A 20,448-nucleotide genomic window follows, 5' to 3' on the forward strand; every position below is an offset into this window, starting at 1 on the left:
AGGCGGAACAAACCCTTTGGTGTGGTTAACGTTGCCGTTCAATCACAAAACGCGCAACCGCCCGCAAAGGTTCGCCCTCGCCATCAAAAACACCCAAATGGTCAATTGCCTGATCACATAACATTTGCGCCTGTTCGCGCGCCTGTTCTAACCCCAGCAATTTAACAAAGGTTGATTTTTCCTGCTCAACATCCTTGCCCGCTGTTTTGCCCAAATCAGCACTGCTGGCCTCAACATCAAGCAGGTCGTCCTTGATCTGAAACGCCAGCCCCATATCGTGGGCATAGGCGCGCAAGGCCATGCGCATGCTGGTGGGGGCCTTGCCCAAAATGGCCCCGGCTTCGCAGGCAAAGGCAAACATCCGCCCGGTTTTAAGAAGGTGCAAATGCGTAACCTGTGCTTCGCTCAGGCTTTGCCCTTCGCCTGCCAGATCAATCATTTGTCCACCCACCATGCCATAGGGGCCAGCGGCCCGCGCCATTGCCCGCACCAGTTGGGTGCAAACGCGCGGGTCAGGGTGGGTTTCTTCATCCACCAGCACTTCAAAAGCCTGGGTTAACAAGGCATCACCGGCCAAAATCGCGGTCGCTTCGCCAAACTGTTTGTGGCAACTGGGTTTGCCACGGCGCAAGTCGTCGTTATCCATGGCGGGCAAATCGTCATGGATCAGCGAATAGGTATGAACCATTTCAATGGCCGCCGCCACGCGCAGCGCCGATGTCCGCGATACGCGAAACAGCTCGGACGCGGCCAGCACCAAAAACGGGCGCAACCGTTTGCCTTCGCCCATGGTCGAATAACGCATGGCTTCAAACAGCGGCTGTTCTATCTGCCCGTCGGGACGCGGCAGGATCTTGTCAAGCATGGCACCCAGATCGGCAGAAGCCTCTCCCAGTGCAGAAATCAGGTTATAGCTCACCCGGGACTCCGCCTTGAATGTAAATTATTCGATTTCAGTGGCTATTGCTGCCGGGCGGCCATCGGCACCCAGGGTAATTTTTTCAATACGCTCTTCAGCGGCACGCAGCTTGTCGGCGCAATGGCGCTTTAACGCCGCACCACGCTCATAGGAGGCAATCGCGTCATCCAGGCCAACCTGTCCCTGCTCAAGCTGACGCACCAGCGTTTCAAGCTGACCCAATGCGTCTTCAAAACTCAGCTTGGCGATATCTTTAGGGATGACAGTGTTTGTCTCGGACATGTTTGCTCCTTTTTATTGGCTGGGCGGAGTTTACGCCCAAGCACAGAACAGGGCAACACAAAGCCCCCGGCCTGGAACAGGTCCAAACCGGAAAACGCGCTGTTTTTTGCGCTACAGCGCGGTAAAATTACCCCATCATCAAGGCGCGAACATGCGCCACCACCGACGATGCCAGCGATGGCAAATCATATCCACCTTCCAGAATCGACACCAGCCGGTTGTCGCAGCATTGTTCAGCCACCGCCAAAAGCTGTTCGGTGATCCAGGAAAAATCACTTTCGACAAGGCAAAGCCCGGCCAGCGGGTCGTTGCGATGGGCATCAAACCCCGCCGAAACGATCAAAAGCTCGGGCTTAAACCCGGTCAGGCCCGGCACCACATAATCGTTAAAGGCAGCATGCAATTCGGCGGTTTGCGCGCCCGCTGGCAAGGCGACATTCAAAATATTATTGGCACAGCCCCGGTCGGCGGGGTCGCCGGTTCCCGGGTAAAGCGGCCATTGATGGGTGGAGCAATAAAACAGATCGGGGTCGTGATAGAACAAATCCTGCGTGCCATTGCCGTGATGAACATCAAAATCCATCACCGCCACCCGCTTGATGCCGTATTTTTCCCGGGCATACCGGGCGGCAATGGCCGCATTGTTAAACAGGCAAAATCCCATCGCCCGGTCATATTCGGCATGGTGGCCCGGCGGGCGCACCCCGACAAAGGCGTTACGTTCGTGCCCTTCCATAACCGCATCAACCCCGACACAGGCCCCGCCCACAGCCCGCAACGCCGCCTCGCCCGAGGCGGCCGAGATATAGGTATCCCCGTCAAGCGACACCGCGCCGCTTTGCGGTATCCTGGCAAAAACAGCATCAACATAGGCCGGGTCATGCACCCGTTTGATCAGTTCGATATCGCCCTGTGCGGCTTCTTCGCGATGAAGAAACATAAATTCCTCGGCTTCAAGCACCCGCTGGATCACCCGCAACCGGTCAGGTTGCTCGGGGTGGCCCGGGCCCGGGTCATGGTCAATACAGGCGCGATGGGTGACAAACAGTGTCGCCATGATTGCCCGCTCCCTCCCCAATCTGTTTTTTAAAATTTCCGCCGATCGTTCCGCAAAACAACCCTGCCACGCAACATCTTGCCACAAAATGGTAATTTGCAGACACAACTCTCCGCTGCCGTTATGCAACAGCCGGGTTGACCTGCCAGAGAATCGGTAGCAAGTTCAGATATCATTACCACGCAAGGCACGGCGTTCCTTGGCATAGATCATCGCATATCCAAAAGAAACCGCGACCAAAGGCCTATTTTGACAGTTTTAATAAAATCGCCGTAAAATGTTGTGAACACTCGACTCCTGCCAGATACCCTGTCCGAAAAGAGGAAAAGCGATACTTTCGAACAGGGTTTACAACGCCTATGGGATTGCTCTTGACCCCAGAAGTCTATAAAACGCCACGGTTGTGAGAAAATGAGCGTAGTCTCATCTGTGATATCGGGGTAAACTATCACACTTTCACAACCGGGGGTAAATCCGGGATGAAGTGAGGCAAATGGAAATAAAAGAATTAGAACAACAAGCCGAACGGGCCAGTGGGTTGCTTAAAGCCATGAGCAACCAAAGCAGGTTGATGATATTGTGCCAATTGCACAACGGTGAAAGATCGGTCGGGGAACTGGAACGGATTATCGGGCTAAGCCAGTCCGCCCTGTCCCAGCATCTGGCCAGGTTGCGACGGGACCATCTGGTCAAAACGCGCCGCGAAGCGCAGACCATTTATTATTCCCTGCATGGAGACGAGGCCATTCGCGTGATCAAAACGCTTTATGACCTTTATTGCCACGACGATCAGGACAGTGTCGTGGCTTGATCCATCACAATAACACCACGCTTTCTCGACAAAATGGCCTGCCAGCACATCATGCTGGCAGGCCATTTTGTATTTGCACCAGACGGGTATGCCGGAATGCTACTTAATCACATTGCGGGGCAGGCAATTCACGCACCCGGATCAAATCGCCCTTTAATTTGAAGTCGCCGTAATTTTGCACCAGCCCCTGGGCAACGCCGTTTTTGCCATAATCGATCGACATTTCGTAAGCCGGTCGTTCGTCATCATTCTCGATCGGGAAAAACGCCATGCTAATCCGGTGAAACGGGTTGCTGGCAATATGGTCTTCGTCTTTGGCCTTGTTATCGGCGGGTATCGCACCGGAAACCACCGATGAAATCTGATAGGTCGGGGTATCGCCGCCACCATCAAAAACCCGGTCGCTGGCAAATGTTTGCCCATCAAGCGCGCGTTGCAACAGCTTGATCGAATGCTGGGTCGGAAACAGGGTATCAACAGGCAGTTCTTCGGTTACTTCAACCGGTTTTTCGTAATGCACAACCACCTTGTCATCCTGGCGTTCGGCATTGCCATTTACTTCGTCGGTCAGATAACCGTCCTGAAAATCGCGCACGCGAAAGCGGTAATGTTTGGCGGCGAAATCTTCCCACTGGGTCATGCTATAGGATGAATTGATCGCACCACCTTGCGGGCCTTGCAAAATCAGCGAGTTGCGCAATTCGGAAATCCAGCCGTCGCAGACCTTTTCAAACCGAAAGCCAAAGGCCCCGCGTGCGGCAATGACCGAACTGTTGGCGCTGGTTGAAACCAGCCGTAACCGATATTCCGCCACATGGGAAACCAGCCCGTTTGCCGCCGGGGACGGCCCGGCCTGCGCGCTGCATCCTCCCAACGCAGCACCAAAGATCACCGTCAGGGCAAGTGCCGCCTGACGGCCCACCGCGTTTCGCAAATTTTCTGGCAAATCTATTCTCCGCTGCCCGTCATGCTGACAATCCACGAATCCTTGATGCCATTTTTGGCAGTAACAAGGCGCAGATCATTTGCACGCGACATATTCATGGGACCGACTGCAATTCTAAGATAAGGCGTACCCGCTACCATCGCAGGAATCAATTGCGGATGATATTGCGCATATTGCACCAGGGCATTTTGCGCCCGTTTGTGGCTGGTAAAACTGCCCAGAACCACATATTTGCCATCGCCCCCCCCAACAGACGACCCGTCAGACCCGACATTCGCAGCAGCGTCACTATGCTTTGATAACGGCGCGAAATCTTTGTCACCAGTATCCTTGGCCGCTTCACCAGAACCATCCTGCGCCGGAGCCTGCGGCTTGGCATCACTAGAGATCGCATTTTTTGCGCCCTTCGCACCATTCGGGGCGGGCGGCAAGGTAGTCGCGTGGGAAGCCGGTGTACCGGCGGTGGCACCCGCCTTGCTGGCTTTAGCAGGGACAGCACCATCCGTTCCATCCCCAGCGGGCACGCGATCCGCACCTGCCAGCGACGACATCATGGCGGCCCCGGCTGCTTGCGATGGCTGTTGTTGGCCAGCGCCGCCCGCAGGGGCGACGGCATCATCCCCGGTGGCTGGGACAGAATTTACAGCACCTTCAGGCGTGGCAGAGATATCGGCATCAGAATGAGAAGCATTTCCGTTATCATCGGCAACGCTGTCGGCCTTGCCCGGTGAGGTTATCGACCCCGCGCCGGTGCCATTGCCATCAAGCTGGCTTGCCGCTGGCGGCACCGCGACAATCACCATGTCGGCGGAATTATGATAGGGATGCAGGCGGGCATAACCACCAGGATTGCTCCAGTCTTCCGACGGAGCATTAACAGCATAAATTGTTGATTGTGCGCCTGAAAGCTGCTGCCCGACGCCGTGCGTATCGCGGGCAACAAACCCGGAGGCACCCCCCGCCCCGGAACCCACCTTGCAATCCCCCTCGCCAAAAAGCAAAGCGGCACTGTCGCATCCCTGCCCGGCCACCAGCACCCGCTGGTTTTCGGCCACGGTCCGCCCGGTGGTAACATAGCTGATCAAATCATCCGCCAGGCTCGACAATGTGGTGCCATCGCCCGATCCGCCACAGGCAGAAAGGAACAAGGGAGCTGCTGCTGCTATCAGAAATCTTTTCACGGCCTGTCTCCTGCCGAATAAACCGTCTGTTTTAAATTTTGACGCATAGCACGTTAATATATGGGTAACATCATTGGCAAATCGGCAACAAAAAGGGGCGATCAGCCATGCCGAACGCCCCTTTTGGGAAATTATCGCGTCATTTCGCGCTAAAATCAGTCCTTTTTGGCCTTCGGCGGCAACTGAACCCGCAAATGCAGTTCTTTGAGCTGACGATCATCGACCATAGACGGCGCATTCATCATCAAATCCTGTGCCTGCTGGTTCAGCGGGAAGGCAATGACTTCGCGAATATTCGGCTCATCGGCCAGCAACATGACAATACGGTCAACACCCGGCGCCGAACCACCATGCGGCGGGGCGCCGAATTTAAACGCGTTCAACATGCCGCCAAAGCGGTCTTCGACCACGTCCCTGCCATAACCGGCAATTTCGAACGCCTTGTACATGATGTCCGGGCGATGGTTACGAATGGCACCCGATGACAGCTCGATACCGTTACAAACGATGTCATACTGCCATGCTTTAATATCAAGCGGGTTCATGTTTTCAAGCGATTCAAGCCCGCCCTGCGGCATCGAGAACGGGTTGTGGCTGAACTCGATCTTGCCGTCGTCGTCTTCCTCGAACATCGGGAAGTCAACAATCCAGCAAAACTTGAACATGCCTTCTTCGCGCAGACCAAGGTCATTGCAAATTTTTTCGCGCGATTTACCGGCAAACTTGGCAGCCGCCAGCGGCTTGTCACACGCAAAGAATACCGCATCGCCATTGGCGACACCGGTGGTTTCCTTGATCAGGGCAATACGTTCGGCGTCCAGGTTTTTGGCAATCGGGCCTTTGGCATCACCGTTTTCATCATAAACGATGTAGCCAAGGCCAGCGGCCCCTTCGTCACGCGCCCAGGCGTTAAGCTTGTCAAAGAAGCTGCGCGGGCGACCGGCAGCACCGGTTGCCGGAATGGCGCGCACCACCGATCCGGTTTCGATATTTTTGGCAAAAATGCCAAAATTCGACCCCCGGAAGGCTTCGGTCACATCGGAAATAACCAGCGGGTTGCGCAGGTCGGGCTTGTCCGATCCGTATTTCGCCATCGATTCATCAAACGGAATGCGCGGGAACGGATAATCGGTAACGGTGCGACCACCGCCAAATTCGACAAAAATCTCGTGCAGCACCGGCTCGATCGCTGCAAAGACATCTTCCTGGGTGGCAAAAGCCATTTCAAAGTCAAGCTGATAGAACTCGCCCGGCGACCGGTCGGCACGGGCATCTTCATCGCGAAAACACGGTGCGATCTGGAAGTATTTATCAAAGCCCGAAACCATCAACAGCTGTTTAAACTGCTGGGGTGCCTGCGGCAGGGCATAAAACTTGCCCGGATGGGTGCGTGACGGCACAAGAAAGTCGCGCGCGCCTTCCGGCGAGGATGCGGTCAGGATCGGCGTCTGGATTTCAAGGAAACCCTGCGCGGTCATTTTCTGACGCATCGCCGAAATCACCTGAGAACGCAGCACGATGTTTTTGTGAACACTGTCGCGGCGCAAATCAAGGTAACGGTGACGCAGGCGAACTTCTTCGCCATATTCAACATCGCCAAATACCGGCATCGGCAAAACATCGGCCGAGGACTGAACGGTAATTTCCGATGCATAAACCTCGATCTCGCCGGTTGGCAGGTTCGGGTTGATGGTTTCGGCAGTCCGCTTAACGACTTTGCCGTCAACCGTGATCACGCTTTCGGCGCGTGATTTTTCCAGAACCGCAAAAAGCGGGCTGGAAATGTCGATCACGACCTGGGTGATACCATAATGATCGCGCAAATCGACAAACAGAAGGTTGCCGTGGTCGCGTTTGCGGTGAATCCAGCCTGAAAGGCGGATTTGGGCATCGGCGTCGGAAACGCGAAGCGCATTGCAATTATGTGAGCGATAAGGATGCATGGTCTTTCCAGGTTTCGTTATATTTTGGGCCGCGAATTGGCCGCAAAGGTGCATGGCTGACCGGCGCTGTCAAACAAAAAACGCTCAAAATCAAACCTTGCGCCACCAAACGCGCAACAAACAGGGGCGGATCACGGCGTGATCGTGCCGGGCATTGCCGCGCATATATGAATTTGTTCGTATAAAACGCTTCTCGCCTGCCCGCGTCAAGTATCGGCAGACCCGCTATCACCATCGGACGAAATATTGTCTGTTACACTGGCGATATCAGCCTGCAAATCGCGAACTTTTACAAACCGCGCCAGCCGCCCCTGCCCCCAGCCCACGTCGCCCCAGGCATCAACATCAAATTCAAACTGGCACAGGGCACAGGTCGGGTATTTGGCCGCCATATCGTCGCGCAGCCCGTTTTCATCGACACCGGCAAGCTGCATGGCAAAACTTTCCAGCCCCGGATTATGCCCCACCATCAATACGGTTGCGGCCTCGTCATGGGTTTGATGCAGGCATTTTAACAATGCGGTTTCGGTCGCCATATACATGTCGCGCGCGTAAATTACCTTGGCCTCATTGGCAAAGCTGCGCCCTAACAAACCAACCGTTTGCACCGTGCGTTGTGCGGTTGAACACCACACCAGGTCAGGGATCAGGTTTTGTTTGTATAAAAACCGCCCCATCACCGGTGCGGCCTTTTCCCCGCGCGCATTCAGGTCGCGGTCATGGTCGGCCCTTCCCGGATCAGCCCAGCTTGATTTGGCATGACGCAATAACAACAGGGTCTTCATAAACAAGCGGCTCGTTTGTGATGGGTCAATGTTATAAGGCACAGAAATGCCATAACAGGCGCATCGGTTCCACGTAAAAAACTGACATATAACTGTAGGATTTTCTGCGCGCGTTATTGGCTATTCTGCCACGTCGACTCACATATCACGCCATCAGGGGCATATTCTTTTTCCGGGTTACAAATTGCAGTTTAACAAACAGTTATCGTATACTCGCGATCGAAAGACATGGTGGCGTCTTAATTCCAGTACCACATGGCTCATGGCAGGAGACATTGCGTGACACACGCTGCGGCAATTCAATCAAGTGCAATCACCACTGATTCGGAAAAGCGCTTTATCAATCGCGAACTTTCCTGGCTGGCCTTTAATGGCCGCGTTCTGGAAGAAGCACAGAATCCAAATCATCCGTTGCTTGAACGGTTGCGCTTTTTGTCAATTTCGGCCAGCAATCTGGACGAATTTTACATGGTGCGTGTGGCTGGTCTGGTCGGTCAGGTCCGGGCGGGCATGACCAATATCAGCCAGGACGGATTAAGCCCGAACGAGCAGCTGCGCGCCATTACCTATGATGCCAACCAGGTGTTACAGGACCAGCAACGCATCTGGCAAAAGCTGCGCGGCGACATGCACCAGCTGGGTATTTCCGTGATCGAACCCGATGATTTGACCCAGACCGACCATAAATGGCTGGACGGTTATTTCATGCGCGAAATTTTCCCCACGTTAACGCCGCTGGCAATTGATCCGTCGCACCCGTTTCCGTTCATTCCCAATCTGGGTTTTGCCATCGTCATGCAATTGTTTGACCCCTCTGACGGGCACAATATGCGCGGGCTTATTCCCATGCCGCCCAAAATAGGCCGCTTTTTGCGCCTGCCGGGCAAAACCGAACGCTATTTGCCGCTGGAACAAGCGGTTTTGATGTATCTTGGCAAACTGTTCCCCGGGTTTGATCTGATCGAACATGGCCTGTTTCGCGTTATTCGCGATTCGGATGTGGAAATCGAGGAAGAAGCCGAAGATCTGGTGCGCGTGTTTAAAACCGCGCTTAAACGCCGCCGTCGTGGCAGCATCATCCGGCTTAAGGTCAATGCCTCGATCCCGGAAGATCTTTTGAATTTCGTGATCGACGAACTTCATGTCGCCCCGGAAGAAGTTGTTAAAGTTGACGGGCTGTTGGGCGTGGTTGACGTTAAACAGCTGATCGATTCCGACCTGCATCACGATTTGCTGTTCCCGCCCTATGCCGCGCGTTACCCCGAACGGGTGCGCGATTTTGGCGGTGACTGTTTTGCCGCCATTGGCAAAAAGGACCTGGTGGTTCACCACCCGTTTGAAGATTTCGACGTGGTGGTCCAGTTCCTGCTGCAAGCCGCGCGCGACCCCGAAGTGGTTGCCATCAAGCAAACCCTGTATCGCACATCGGAAAACAGCCCGATTGTGAAGGCCCTGATTGCGGCAGCCGAAGCCGGCAAATCGGTGACCGCGATGGTCGAACTAAAAGCCCGCTTTGATGAAGAAGCCAACCTGCGCTGGGCGGCCGACCTTGAACGGGCCGGATGCCAGGTGGTTTATGGCTTCCTTGAATGGAAAACCCACGCCAAAATTTCACTGGTGGTGCGCCGCGAAACCCACGGGCTTCGCACCTATTGCCATTTTGGCACCGGCAACTATCACCCGATCACGGCAAAATTCTATACCGACATTTCGTTCTTTTCGTGCGACCCGGCCCTGGGCCGCGATGCCGGTGCCATTTTCAATTTCATGACAGGGTACGCCACCCCGCGTTCGCTTGAAAAAATTGCCATTGCCCCGCACACCATGCGCCCCAGCCTGATCGCCAATATCGAAAAAGAAATTGAAAACGCACAAGCCGGCAAACCGTCGGGCATCTGGACCAAAATGAACAGTCTGGTGGACCCGGTTGTGATTGATGCGCTGTATCGTGCCTCGCAGGCCGGGGTGCAAATTGATCTGGTTGTGCGGGGCATTTGCTGTTTGCGCCCCGGTGTGCCGGGCCTGTCGGAAAATATTCGGGTTAAATCCATCGTTGGCAGGTTTTTGGAACATTCGCGTATTGTGGTGTTTGCCAATGGCGCAAAACTGCCATCGCGCAAAGCCAAGGCGTTTATTTCCTCGGCCGACTGGATGCCACGCAACCTTAATCGCCGGGTCGAATGTCTGGTGCCAATTGAAAACCCCACTTGCCATCGCCAGATCATCGAACAAATCATGATTGCGAATTTGAAAGACACCGCGCAAAGCTGGTATCTACAACCAGATGGTTCCTATGAACGTTGTGAAGCGGGCAAGGATGCGTTTTCGGCCAACGATTATTTCATGACCAACCCGTCCCTTTCGGGCCGGGGCAGCGCCCTTGACGAAGACAGCGTGTCTTCGGTGCCGGTACTGGTCCTCGACGAATAGAATAACCAGGTACATTCAGACATATGCTTACCGATCACAGGGTGTCCAAGCGCATTGCCATTATCGACGTCGGGTCGAACTCGGTCCGACTGGTGGTATTTGATGGTCAAACCCGCGCACCGGCCCCGATTTTCAACGAAAAGGTCATGTGCGGCCTTGGGCGTGACCCCGATGGATCGGGCAAGCTGAATGCCGAAGGGGTTGAAATGGCAATCGGTGCGCTGCGCCGGTTTGCCACCCTTTTGCGCGCGATGAAAATATCGCGCGTTGATGTGCTGGCAACCGCCGCCGTGCGTGCCGCCAGCGACGGTGACATTTTTTGTCAACGTGTGCGCGATGAAACCGGCCTGCAGGTAAAGGTCATTGATGGCCTTGAAGAGGCCCGCCTGTCGGGGCTTGGCATTATATCGGGTGATCCGCATGTAACCGGTATCATGGGCGATATCGGGGGCGGGTCGCTTGAACTGGTTTTGCTTGATCAGGGGCAAATCCAGCAACGGGTCAGCCTGCCGCTCGGCGCCATGCGCCTCCATGCGGTGTTTGGCAACAAACGCGATGCACTGGAAGCCGAAGTTAACCATTACCTTGATACGGTGCCGTGGCTGGGCCAGCCCGAAAAACTGCCGCTTTATGCCGTGGGTGGCTCGTGGCGATCGATTGCCAAGCTTTATATCGCGCAAGAAGATTATCCGATTTCCGTGGTCCATAACATGACCATGCCCAACAGCGAAATTTCCGACCTGACCAAGATCATTTCCCAGCAAAGCCGGGCATCGCTTGAAAAAATTGGCGGCGTATCCAAACGCCGGACCGACAGCCTGCCCCATGCCGCCCTTGTCATGCACCATTTGCTGGCGCGGATGAAGGCCAGGGAAGTGATCTTTTCCGGCCATGGCCTGCGCGAAGGCTGGATGTTTGAAGCGCTGCCACAAGAAGTCCGCGACCGTGACCCGCTGCTTGAAACCTGCCTGGGTTTTGCCGAAGATAGCGAACGGTTTCATCAGCACGGCGAAGAACTATATCGCTGGACCGACCCCATCTTTCGCGAACAGCCCTCTAATTTGCGCCGTTTGCGGCTGGCCGCCTGCATCATTGGCGATATCGGCTGGAACGACCACCCCGATTACCGCGCCGAACAAAGCTATAACCGCGTTGTGCGCCATCCCTATCTGGATCTCAGCCACGTTGACCGGGTGTTTTTGGCCTACACCATCGGCTCGCGCTATACCGGCAATTTCCGGGGGGATGCCGCCAGCGACCGGCTGCTCGACGAAGACACCCGCAAAACCGGCCGCCTGTTTGGCCATGCCATCCGCCTTGGCCACACGCTGTCGGGCGGGGTTGAGGGCATTTTGCCCCATTGCGAACTGATCCTGAATGGCAAAACCCTGATCCTGCGCCTGGACCGAACCATCGGCGATCTGAACGGCGAAGTCGTTGACCAGCGCCTGTCCAAACTGGCAAAACTGATGGAATGTGACAGTAAAATAGAAATTATTGATGCAAGCTGATATGTGAAAGCATCACTTGTCCTGATCGGCGCGGTGTTATACCCGGTAAAACACCGCCGCACAGGCCGAAACAAACTGGCGATATTTGGGGCGTGATTATGTCGCACAAGGGGAACGCAGCGAAATGACTGGCACGAAAACGGTAAATGGCGATATTTCCCGCGGTGTCCTGGATATCGATGCGTTAAAAAAGCTGTCGCGCACTTTGCTAAAATCGCTGCGCGCCGACGAAGCCGATGCCCGCAAGCGCCTGAAGGAACATCATCCCAAGGCCGCCAACCGCAAAGCCGCCGATTTCAAGGTATCGGACGCGCAGCAAATTCTGGCGCGCGAAAACGGCTTTATCAGCTGGCCGGAAATGAAAACCCATATCGACCAGATGGTGCTGACCGAACAGCAAATTGCAACCGGCTGGATGACCGTGCCCGACACGCCGGGCACCCTGCATATCCGTTGCGGATCAGACATTCGCAACAATCTGGAACTGGCCGGTTTCAAAGGCCATTTTCAGGAATTTGCCGATCCGTTTTGCCAGGGCCCGGTGCCAGATGTGCCTTTGCCGGTCTTAATGCAGCAGCGTGCCGATTTTATCGCCAGCGCCTATGATCTGGACCCCGAACAAACCCAAAACCGCCAGCACGAAGAATATAGTGCGCTGATGGCTGCGGGTGATTATCGCCATATTGTTTTGTGGTTCGAGCATGACAGCTACGACCAGCTTATTCTGGCCTTTCTGCTCGATTTTTTCGGGGCCTTGCGTTTGCCCGCCAAGGTCGAACTGATTTGCATAAATTCCGTGCCCGATGTCGATAAATTTACTGGTCTGGGCCAGCTAACCCCCGATCAACTGCGCTGGACGTGGGAAAACACCCGCGCCCCAATTGGCGATTCCCATTACGATCTCGGCCGCAAGGTCTGGAAAGCGGTGCGCGCCGCCAACCCTGCCGATCTGGCGACCTTTGCCAAATCGGCCTCGGCCACCCGGCCGATTGGCTTGATGGCCAAGGCCCTGCAACGCCATCTGGCCGAACTGCCCGCCAGCCACAATGATTTATCGCTGACCCAGCAACTGATTCTGGAAATTCTGGCCGAAGCCGGGCCGTTAACCGCCATCCGCGTTTTTGGCCGCCTGATGCGCGACAAGGAACCCTTGCCGTTTTTGGGTGACATCATGCTATGGCATGTTCTGGCCGATATGATGACAGTGACCGACGGGGCCGAACCACCCTTTAGCGTTGACGACACCACCTTGCCATGGCCGGAACGCACCCTGACCCTGACCGAAACCGGCAGCCAGATTATGCGCGGGGACAAACGTTTTTTTGAAATCTATCGCGGTACGCGCTGGGTGGGCGGCGTAAAAATCAGTGCCGATCCCGCCTGCCCGCATTGGGATATCGCCCGCAAGGTCGTTGTTTAATCCCACACCCGCGAAAGTGCCTGTCAGGCAACCGCATCACTTCACAGCCCGGATTTTTTGACATCAATCACCCGGGCAATGCGAAATATTTCGTCACGCAGCCATTGGTGCGACCGGGACGCGGCATTGCGCACATGCCAGCTTTGGCAAAACCGGTAAGACGGCAACACCACCGGGCACCGGCAAACGGCATACCCCGCCATCACACTATCGGCTAAACGAATGGGCAGGGTCGCAATTACCGGCGTTCCTGAAATCAGCCGTGGCAAATTATCAAACGTTGCCACCTGCAACACCGTGCGCCGCGACCGCCCCCGTTTTGCCAGCGCCGCATCAATCGCCGATGCTTCGTCGTCATCATCAAAAACAATTCGGGCATGTGATGCGGCACAATACCGGTCCAGCGTATCGGGCGGGTTGGGGTGAAAACGCGGGTCGAAATAACATTGCACGTTTTCATCAAATAACGACCGCTGCATGATGTCGCTGGCATTCCCGCCGTAATCCAGCGTAATCGCCAAATCCAGTTTGCCATCGCGCAATTTGTCAACCATGTCCTGCTTGCGGCGCACCGGGCGGATTTTAAAGGTAATATCGGCCGCCAGCGACTGTACGCAGGCAAACAAAGCCGACAGCACCACCGCGGCCTCGTAATCATTTGCGCCAATGGTGCAATGAAGGCTGTGTTGCGGGTTATTCGGGTCAAACTGGTCAATCCGGGTCAGGCTGCGCATATCCTCCAGCATATGGCGAATACGCGGTGCCATGTCATGCGCATGGGCCGTGGGGGTAATGCCCCGCCCCGCACGCACAAATAACGGGTCGCCCACCACATGGCGCAACCGTTCCAGCCCGTGACTAACGGTGGGCTGCCCAACACCAAGCAACACCGCCGCCGCCGTAACCGACCCCTGATCATAAATCGTCAGAAACAAGCGCAGCAACCGATAGTCCAAATCCAAATCATCGATATTCATGCATGATTTCCATTCATTCCATCGAATTGATCATATGCCAAATTCACGGCAGGATCAGCGCCAATATTGCGGTTTCCCGCATGATTTTTGGAGATTGATGATGAAAAAACTGATCACTGGCGCGACCGGCCATTTCGGCGCCCTTGCCCTCGCCCATTTAAGCACCCTTGTCCCGACCAGCGAGATTGTCGCCAGTGCCCGCAACCCGGACAAAGCTGCCGACATTCGTGCCAAAGGCATTGAAGTCCGCAAAGGCGATTTTGACGATCAGGCCTTGATGGAACAGGCCTTTACCGGAATTGATGCCGCCCTGATTGTTTCCGCCGAAGCCGACAATGAAACCCGCATCCGCCAGCATCGCACGGCCATCACGGCGGCAAAAAACGCCGGTGTAAAACACGTTATTTATACCAGCGTGATCGACCCGCGTGCCGATAGCGGCTTTACCTATGCCGCCATCCATGCCGATACCGAGGCCTTTATCAAACAAAGCGGGCTAAGCTATACCATTTTACGCAACAGCTTTTATGCCGACCTGTTGTTAGGCGGCGTTCCGCACGCCCTTGAAACCGGTCAATATGCGGCACCGGCAGGTGATGCGGGCATTACCTACATCCCCCGCACCGATCTGGCTGAAATTGCCGCCATCGTATTGGCCAACCCGGCAAAGCATACCAACAAAACCTATGATTTGACCGGCACCAAGGCCATCACGCACAGCGAAATTGCCGCCATCATTGCCAGCGCAACGGGCAAGAACATTGCCTTTGCCGATTTGCCCAACGATGTTTACCAAGGAATTTTGCGCAGCCTTGGCCTGCCCGAACATGCTGTCATCGCCATTTCCGGCATTTATCTGGCGGCCAAAAATGGCGACTACAACACCGTTAGCAAAGATGCTGCCACCCTCCTTGGCCGTCCGCCCCAATCGGTGGAAGACTTTTTAAAACAGGCGTTGAACCAAGGGTAATTCCACGTTCAAACCCGCCGCCCAAAACCAATACAGGCGAATGCTTCCAACCGGGATCATTCGCCTTTTTTAAACTGCCGATGCCACATTTGGGGCTGCCGGGGTGTCGTTTTGATCCGATACCGGATCTGACGGGCGCAAATCGGCCCATTTTAGCAAGGCATCAAGTGCCGGGCACAGGCGCTGCCCCCAATCGGTCAGGCAATATTCCACCTTGGGCGGCACCTGATGATAAACAATGCGTTTCACAATGCCATCGGCTTCCATCTGGCGCAGTTGCTGGATCAGCATCTTTTGCGAAATGCCGTCAATCGCGCGCTCCAGCTCCGAGAATCGCTTTACCTGCCCGCCAAAAAGGTGAAACAAAATCACCAGTTTCCAGCGCCCTTCAAGCATTTTCAAAATTTCTTCAACACCGGCAGCCGGTGTTTTCGCCCCAAAACCCCATTTCTTACTCACAGGTAAGTACCTTACTTTTTTGTCGGTTCTTGTGAATTTTCAAGCATAGCGCCAGCTTGCAGATATCACAATCACCGCATGGCCCCATCCATGCATCACAGACAAAAGGTTTGCCCATGTCTATCGCCCTTCCCGCCGCCGTTGCCGGTTTTTATGATCATTGCACTGCGCGCAATTTTGCCGGTGTTGCCGCCTGTTTCAGCCAGGATGCCCATGTTTACGACGAAAAACAAAATATCGACGGCCATGCCGCCATCGAAAAATGGATCCGTCATGCCATTGGCAGCACAGATGCTGTTCACGCTGTCACCTCGGCTGCGGTCCTGCCCGATCACTCCGCCGCCGACACATCGCCCGCCACCATCACCAATGGCCAGCTTCGCGTCACCGCCGATGTATCGGGTAATTTCAAGGGATCCCCCGTCAGTCTGACCTATCTGTTCACATTACAGGCCGGTAAAATTACAGCGCTGGAGATCGGCTGATGCGCAACATCCATTATCAAATCGACCCAACAGAGTTTACCGGCAAACGGGTGCTGGTAACCGGCGGCACCAAAGGCATGGGAAATGCCATGTTGCACCGCCTGCATAATGCCGGGGCGACCGTTGCCAGCACGGCGCGCAGCACGGCACCCGAAAATCACCCCGGCCTGTTCATTTGTGCCGATGTTTCCGTGGTTTCGGGAACCCGCCACGTAATCGATACCGTTATGGCGCACTGGGGCGGGCTGGATATTCTGATTAATAATGTCGGTGGATCAACAGCCCCTGGCGGCGGCGCACTTGGTTTGTCGGACGAGGATTGGACGCAAACACTCGACACCAACCTAATGGCTGCCGTGCGGCTGGATCGCGGATTTTTGCCCGGCATGATCGCGCGCAAAAGCGGCGTGATCTTGCATATATCCTCTATCCAGCGGCGTTTGCCTTTGTTTGAAGCCACACTGGCCTATGCGGCGGCCAAGGCCGCCCTTAGCACCTATAGCAAAGGCTTGGCGAAGGAAATGGGTCCCAAGGGCATTCGGGTTAACACGCTGTCGCCCGGCTTTATCGAAACCACAGCGGCCAGCGCCCTGATCGAACGGCTGGCTGACCAGCAAGGCAGTACCCTTGATGCGGCCCGCGATGGCCTGATGCAGTCGCTGGGCGGTATTCCCATTGGCCGCCCCGGTCGCCCCGACGAAGTTGCCGAGCTTGCGGCATTTCTGGTGTCAGACCGGGCGATGTCGGTTCATGGCGCCGAATACACAATTGATGGCGGCACCGTGCCCACTGTTTAACGCCAGATCCTGAAGGCTACGCTGGCACGACGACCCAAAACAAAACCCCGCCGTTCAAATTGTGAACTGGCGGGGTTTTAAATGTTCTCGCGCGAAATAAACAGGCTCAGACTTCTGCGTCTGCGTCCGCTTCAATTTTCACCACGGCGGCGGCTTCTGCCCCGGTAACGGCTTCGGCGTCGGTTGCCGTTTCAGGTGCTGTTTCAAGTACCGTTGCAAGTTCAACCAGTGCAACTTCACCGTTTTGAAGTTTCAGGGCAATTTGCCCGTGTTTCAGGCGAAGGGCATATTGGCCGAAAAGTTCGCGGCGCCAGCCATGCAGGGCTGGCACATCGGCGTTATCGTCGGCGGCAATGTTTTGCAAATCATCGCTTGATGCGACCAGACGCTGGGCAACACCTTTTTCTTCACTGCACAGTTTTAGCAAAACTTTAAGCAATTCCACCGTCGGGCCGATGCCCGCTGGCAGTTCATTGCGAACCTTGGGCACGGGCCAGTTTTCCTGCGGTTCGGCAAGCGCGGCTTTAATCGCATCGATAATCGCCTGCCCCTGCTTGCTGGCGCCAAAATTGCGGCCAACACCCCGGGTTTTATCAAGGTCGTTTTCGTTAAGCGGCTGGCGGGCGGCAATATCAAGCAAGGTATCATCGCGCAAAACCCGGTTGCGCGGCAGGTTTTTACGCTGGGCTTCGGTTTCGCGCCATTCGCCAAGGGCCTTGGCAACGGCCAGAAATTTCGGGCTGTTGGACCGGGTTTTTAACCGCAGCCATGCCTGTGCGGGGTCCACGGTATAAATACCGGGGTCGGTCAGGCGTTCCATTTCTTCAAACAGCCACGGCGCACGGTCATTGGCCGACAGACGTTCGTGGAAGTTTTCATAAACAGTGCGCAAATGCGTTACATCCGAGATCGCATAGCTGATTTGCTTTGACGATAACGGGCGGCGCGACCAGTCGGTAAAGCGCATCGATTTATCGACGTTTTTGCGCGCAACCTTGTTAACCAGCGTTTCATAGCCAACCTGATCACCATAGCCCAAAACCATGGCGGCAACCTGGGTATCAAATACCGGGTGCGGTACCTTGCCGTTTAAATGGACAAATATTTCGATATCCTGCCGGGCGGCGTGAAAAACCTTGATCACGCTTTCGTCCTGCATCAGATCGAAAAGGGGGGTTAAATCAATACCGTCCGCCAGCGGGTCAATCGCCGCACCGGTATCGGTAAATTCCGGGCTGCACACCTGCACCAGACACAATTGCGGCCAATAGGTCGAATCGCGCATAAATTCGGTATCGACCGTGACATAGTCAAACTGCCGCAGCCTTTCGCACAGCACACGAAGGTCTTCTGTTTTTGTAATCGTTTCCATGAACCCTGCTATAACATTGCCCGGCACAGTTCGCCAGTGGCTTGCCCGTTATCATACGGAAAATGGTCAATGGAACTAAATGATTTCGTCTTCATCAAGCAACGGATCGGACTGAAGATGGGTCTCAATGGCATCAAGGCGTTCCTGCAATTCTGCCGGTCGCTTGATCGATGCAACATGAAACAGCGCGTCGCCCTGATTGACAATCGGCAAATTGGTCCGCCCGATAATCAACCCGTCCTGCCGGGCCAGAACCTCGGTATCGGTTTGGCCAAACGGGTCGGACACGGCAGCAACAATATCGCCTTCACGCACAAAATCGCCAGCGACCTTAAAGGTTCGCAGCAACCCGCCAACCGGGGCACGCAACCACTGGCTGCCCGTTGATTTAAACGATGGCAGACGCGGCGGCCGCACCGACCGTGCCGCAACCATGCCCAGTTCGCGCATCACACGCAACACGCCCGAAACCCCGGCCCGAATGGCCATTTCGTCAAACCGCAACCCCTCGCCCGCTTCATAAAGCAGGATCGGCACGCCCACATCCTTGCCCGCCTGGCGCAACGATCCTTCGCGCAAGGGCGATGTCAGGATAATTGGCGCGCCAAACGATTCCGCATAGGACATGATTTTTTCGTCGCCTTCATTCACCCGTATCTGGGGCAAATTCACGCGGTGGGCGGCCGCCGTATGCAAATCAATTCCGAAATCCGACCGCTCGACGACTTCTTTCAAAAACAGATGGGCAAGCTGGCCCGCAAGCGAGCCATGCGCACTGCCGGGAAAACAGCGGTTAAGGTCGCGGCGGTCGGGCAAATAACGGGTGTGGTTTAAAAAACCAAACGCGTTAACCACCGGCACGGCCAGCAATGTGCCACGCAAATGGCGCAACACCGGCGATTTCAATATCCGGCGGATCACCTCCACGCCGACAATTTCATCCCCATGCACCGCCGCACTGACAAACAGGGTTGGCCCCGGTCGTTTGCCATGCACCACATTTACCGTCAAATTGACCGGGGTATGGTTGGATAAAAGCGAAATCGGAATATCGACAAGCTGACGGGTGCCCGGTGCGACTTTCTTGTTGCCAAGTTCAAAGTCAGCTGTTTTACGACGCTGCTGCGCCGTCGTTTCGTCGTATTCCAGCAATTTGTTATCCTTTGCCTTTGGTCTTTACCTTGCCGGGCCCGTAATCGCGCTCCATGAATTCGATAATCATGGTGGCAATATCCTTGCCCGTCGCCCCTTCAATGCCTTCCAGCCCCGGCGAGGAGTTAACCTCCATCACGACCGGCCCGTGGTTGGAACGCAAAATATCCACACCACAAACATTTAGCCCCATTGCCTTGGCGGCTTCAACGGCTGTTGCGCGTTCCTGCGGGGTAATACGTACGGGGCGGGCCGAGCCGCCACGATGAATGTTGGAGCGAAAATCGCCCGGTGCGCCGGTGCGTTCCATGCTGGCAACCACCTTGCCGCCAACAACAAAACAGCGAATGTCGGAATTGCCGGCTTCCTTGATGAATTCCTGCACCATGATGTCAACATTGGCACCCCGGAAGGCCTCGATCACGGATTTGGCGGATTTTTCGGTCTCGCCCAAAACCACACCAATGCCCTGGGTGCCTTCAAGCAATTTGATCACCACCGGCGCGCCGCCAACGATGGAAAGCACTTCGTCGGTTTTGCGCGGGTCATGGGCAAAGGCGGTTACCGGCAGGCCAATGCCGCGCCGTGCCAGAATTTGCAACGACCGCAATTTATCGCGCGAGCGGCCAATCGCGACCGATTCATTTAGCGGATAAACACCCATCATTTCAAACTGGCGCAACACAGCCAGACCAAAAAACGTGATCGACACCCCGATGCGCGGAATAACGGCGTCATAACCGGTCAGCTTTTCGCCGCCATAATAAATTTCCGGCTTCATCGAGGTAATGTTCATCGTTACCCGCAAGGTACTGATGACATCAATCTGATGGCCCCGTGCTTCGGCGGCCTCCACCAGCCGCTTGTGGGAGTACAGATTGGCGTTGCGGGCAAGCATCGCGATTTTCATAAAAAGAACTCCCGTTAAAGCTGACGATGTGGAAAACCGAT

General features: G+C 55.3%; 19 protein-coding genes. 7 read left to right on the plus strand and 12 right to left on the minus strand.

Annotated elements, in window-relative coordinates; translation table 11 throughout:
• Positions 1 to 25: 25 nt before the first annotated feature.
• From TMES_RS17530 to TMES_RS17540, 3 genes are all read right to left on the minus strand, one after another.
• Entirely contained in the window at positions 26 to 865 is an 840-nt protein-coding gene (locus tag TMES_RS17530; protein ID WP_085585110.1) for a polyprenyl synthetase family protein, read from the minus strand.
• Between the two features lie 78 nt (positions 866 to 943).
• On the minus strand, positions 944 to 1,201 hold the full coding sequence (locus TMES_RS17535) for an exodeoxyribonuclease VII small subunit (RefSeq protein ID WP_085584951.1): 258 nt from the start codon (positions 1,199 to 1,201) through the stop codon (positions 944 to 946).
• Between the two features lie 127 nt (positions 1,202 to 1,328).
• A complete protein-coding gene (locus tag TMES_RS17540; RefSeq protein WP_085585112.1) occupies positions 1,329 to 2,258 on the minus strand; it encodes a histone deacetylase family protein in 930 nt (309 codons plus the stop codon).
• 493 nt (positions 2,259 to 2,751) lie between these two features.
• Between TMES_RS17540 and TMES_RS17545 the strand changes: the two genes are divergently transcribed.
• A complete protein-coding gene (locus tag TMES_RS17545) occupies positions 2,752 to 3,069 on the plus strand; it encodes an ArsR/SmtB family transcription factor (RefSeq protein ID WP_085584953.1) in 318 nt (105 codons plus the stop codon).
• Positions 3,070 to 3,172: 103 nt separating this feature from the next.
• Here TMES_RS17545 and TMES_RS17550 read toward each other — a convergent pair whose 3' ends face one another.
• The 4 genes from TMES_RS17550 to TMES_RS17570 form a co-directional block, all read right to left on the minus strand.
• On the minus strand, positions 3,173 to 4,015 hold the full coding sequence (locus tag TMES_RS17550; protein WP_085584955.1) for an EipB family protein: 843 nt from the start codon (positions 4,013 to 4,015) through the stop codon (positions 3,173 to 3,175).
• Between the two features lie 2 nt (positions 4,016 to 4,017).
• Positions 4,018 to 5,196: a hypothetical protein gene (locus TMES_RS17555; RefSeq protein WP_143589708.1), complete on the minus strand. Its 1,179-nt coding sequence runs from the start codon at positions 5,194 to 5,196 to the stop codon at positions 4,018 to 4,020.
• A gap of 155 nt (positions 5,197 to 5,351) precedes the next feature.
• Positions 5,352 to 7,139 carry an aspartate--tRNA ligase gene (aspS, locus tag TMES_RS17560; protein WP_085584958.1) on the minus strand — a complete coding sequence of 596 codons (1,788 nt, stop codon included), beginning with the start codon at positions 7,137 to 7,139 and terminating at the stop codon, positions 5,352 to 5,354.
• A 206-nt stretch (positions 7,140 to 7,345) separates the two neighbouring features.
• Positions 7,346 to 7,924 carry a SixA phosphatase family protein gene (locus TMES_RS17570; RefSeq protein WP_085584962.1) on the minus strand — a complete coding sequence of 193 codons (579 nt, stop codon included), beginning with the start codon at positions 7,922 to 7,924 and terminating at the stop codon, positions 7,346 to 7,348.
• Between the two features lie 279 nt (positions 7,925 to 8,203).
• Here TMES_RS17570 and TMES_RS17575 point away from each other — a divergent pair, with 279 nt between their 5' ends.
• From TMES_RS17575 to TMES_RS17585, 3 genes are all read left to right on the plus strand, one after another.
• Entirely contained in the window at positions 8,204 to 10,354 is a 2,151-nt protein-coding gene (locus TMES_RS17575) for an RNA degradosome polyphosphate kinase (RefSeq protein ID WP_085584964.1), read from the plus strand.
• Positions 10,355 to 10,377: 23 nt separating this feature from the next.
• Complete coding sequence (locus TMES_RS17580) at positions 10,378 to 11,865, plus strand: Ppx/GppA family phosphatase (RefSeq protein ID WP_085584966.1); 1,488 nt, start codon at positions 10,378 to 10,380, stop codon at positions 11,863 to 11,865.
• 124 nt (positions 11,866 to 11,989) lie between these two features.
• Complete coding sequence (locus TMES_RS17585; protein WP_085585114.1) at positions 11,990 to 13,285, plus strand: DUF1835 domain-containing protein; 1,296 nt, start codon at positions 11,990 to 11,992, stop codon at positions 13,283 to 13,285.
• 41 nt (positions 13,286 to 13,326) lie between these two features.
• Here TMES_RS17585 and TMES_RS17590 read toward each other — a convergent pair whose 3' ends face one another.
• Positions 13,327 to 14,262, minus strand: coding sequence for a LysR family transcriptional regulator (locus tag TMES_RS17590; RefSeq protein ID WP_085584968.1), 936 nt, complete (start codon positions 14,260 to 14,262; stop codon positions 13,327 to 13,329).
• 97 nt (positions 14,263 to 14,359) lie between these two features.
• On the opposite strand from TMES_RS17590, the gene TMES_RS17595 reads away from it, so the two are divergent.
• Positions 14,360 to 15,232, plus strand: a complete 873-nt coding sequence (locus TMES_RS17595; RefSeq protein ID WP_245835500.1) for an SDR family oxidoreductase — start codon at positions 14,360 to 14,362, stop codon at positions 15,230 to 15,232.
• A gap of 69 nt (positions 15,233 to 15,301) precedes the next feature.
• Here TMES_RS17595 and TMES_RS17600 read toward each other — a convergent pair whose 3' ends face one another.
• Positions 15,302 to 15,691 (minus strand): winged helix-turn-helix transcriptional regulator, encoded by a 390-nt coding sequence (locus TMES_RS17600; protein ID WP_143589709.1) that lies wholly within the window; start codon positions 15,689 to 15,691, stop codon positions 15,302 to 15,304.
• A 116-nt stretch (positions 15,692 to 15,807) separates the two neighbouring features.
• Between TMES_RS17600 and TMES_RS17605 the strand changes: the two genes are divergently transcribed.
• Together TMES_RS17605 and TMES_RS17610 are read left to right on the plus strand one after the other, a co-directional pair.
• A complete protein-coding gene (locus TMES_RS17605) occupies positions 15,808 to 16,176 on the plus strand; it encodes a nuclear transport factor 2 family protein (protein WP_085584972.1) in 369 nt (122 codons plus the stop codon).
• The gene (locus tag TMES_RS17610) at positions 16,176 to 16,973 is read left to right on the plus strand and encodes an SDR family oxidoreductase (protein ID WP_085584974.1); all 798 of its coding nucleotides are present in this window, start codon (positions 16,176 to 16,178) and stop codon (positions 16,971 to 16,973) included. The genes TMES_RS17605 and TMES_RS17610 overlap by 1 nt, the downstream gene beginning before the upstream one ends.
• Positions 16,974 to 17,079: 106 nt before the next feature.
• Here TMES_RS17610 and rnd read toward each other — a convergent pair whose 3' ends face one another.
• From rnd to rimK, 3 genes are all read right to left on the minus strand, one after another.
• On the minus strand, positions 17,080 to 18,345 hold the full coding sequence (gene rnd / locus TMES_RS17615; RefSeq protein WP_085584976.1) for a ribonuclease D: 1,266 nt from the start codon (positions 18,343 to 18,345) through the stop codon (positions 17,080 to 17,082).
• Positions 18,346 to 18,420: 75 nt separating this feature from the next.
• Entirely contained in the window at positions 18,421 to 19,497 is a 1,077-nt protein-coding gene (locus TMES_RS17620) for a succinylglutamate desuccinylase/aspartoacylase family protein (protein WP_211275949.1), read from the minus strand.
• 4 nt (positions 19,498 to 19,501) lie between these two features.
• Complete coding sequence (rimK, locus tag TMES_RS17625; RefSeq protein WP_085584978.1) at positions 19,502 to 20,407, minus strand: 30S ribosomal protein S6--L-glutamate ligase; 906 nt, start codon at positions 20,405 to 20,407, stop codon at positions 19,502 to 19,504.
• Positions 20,408 to 20,448: the final 41 nt, after the last annotated feature.

The organism is Thalassospira mesophila, from assembly GCF_002115755.1.
Lineage (GTDB): Bacteria > Pseudomonadota > Alphaproteobacteria > Rhodospirillales > Thalassospiraceae > Thalassospira > Thalassospira mesophila.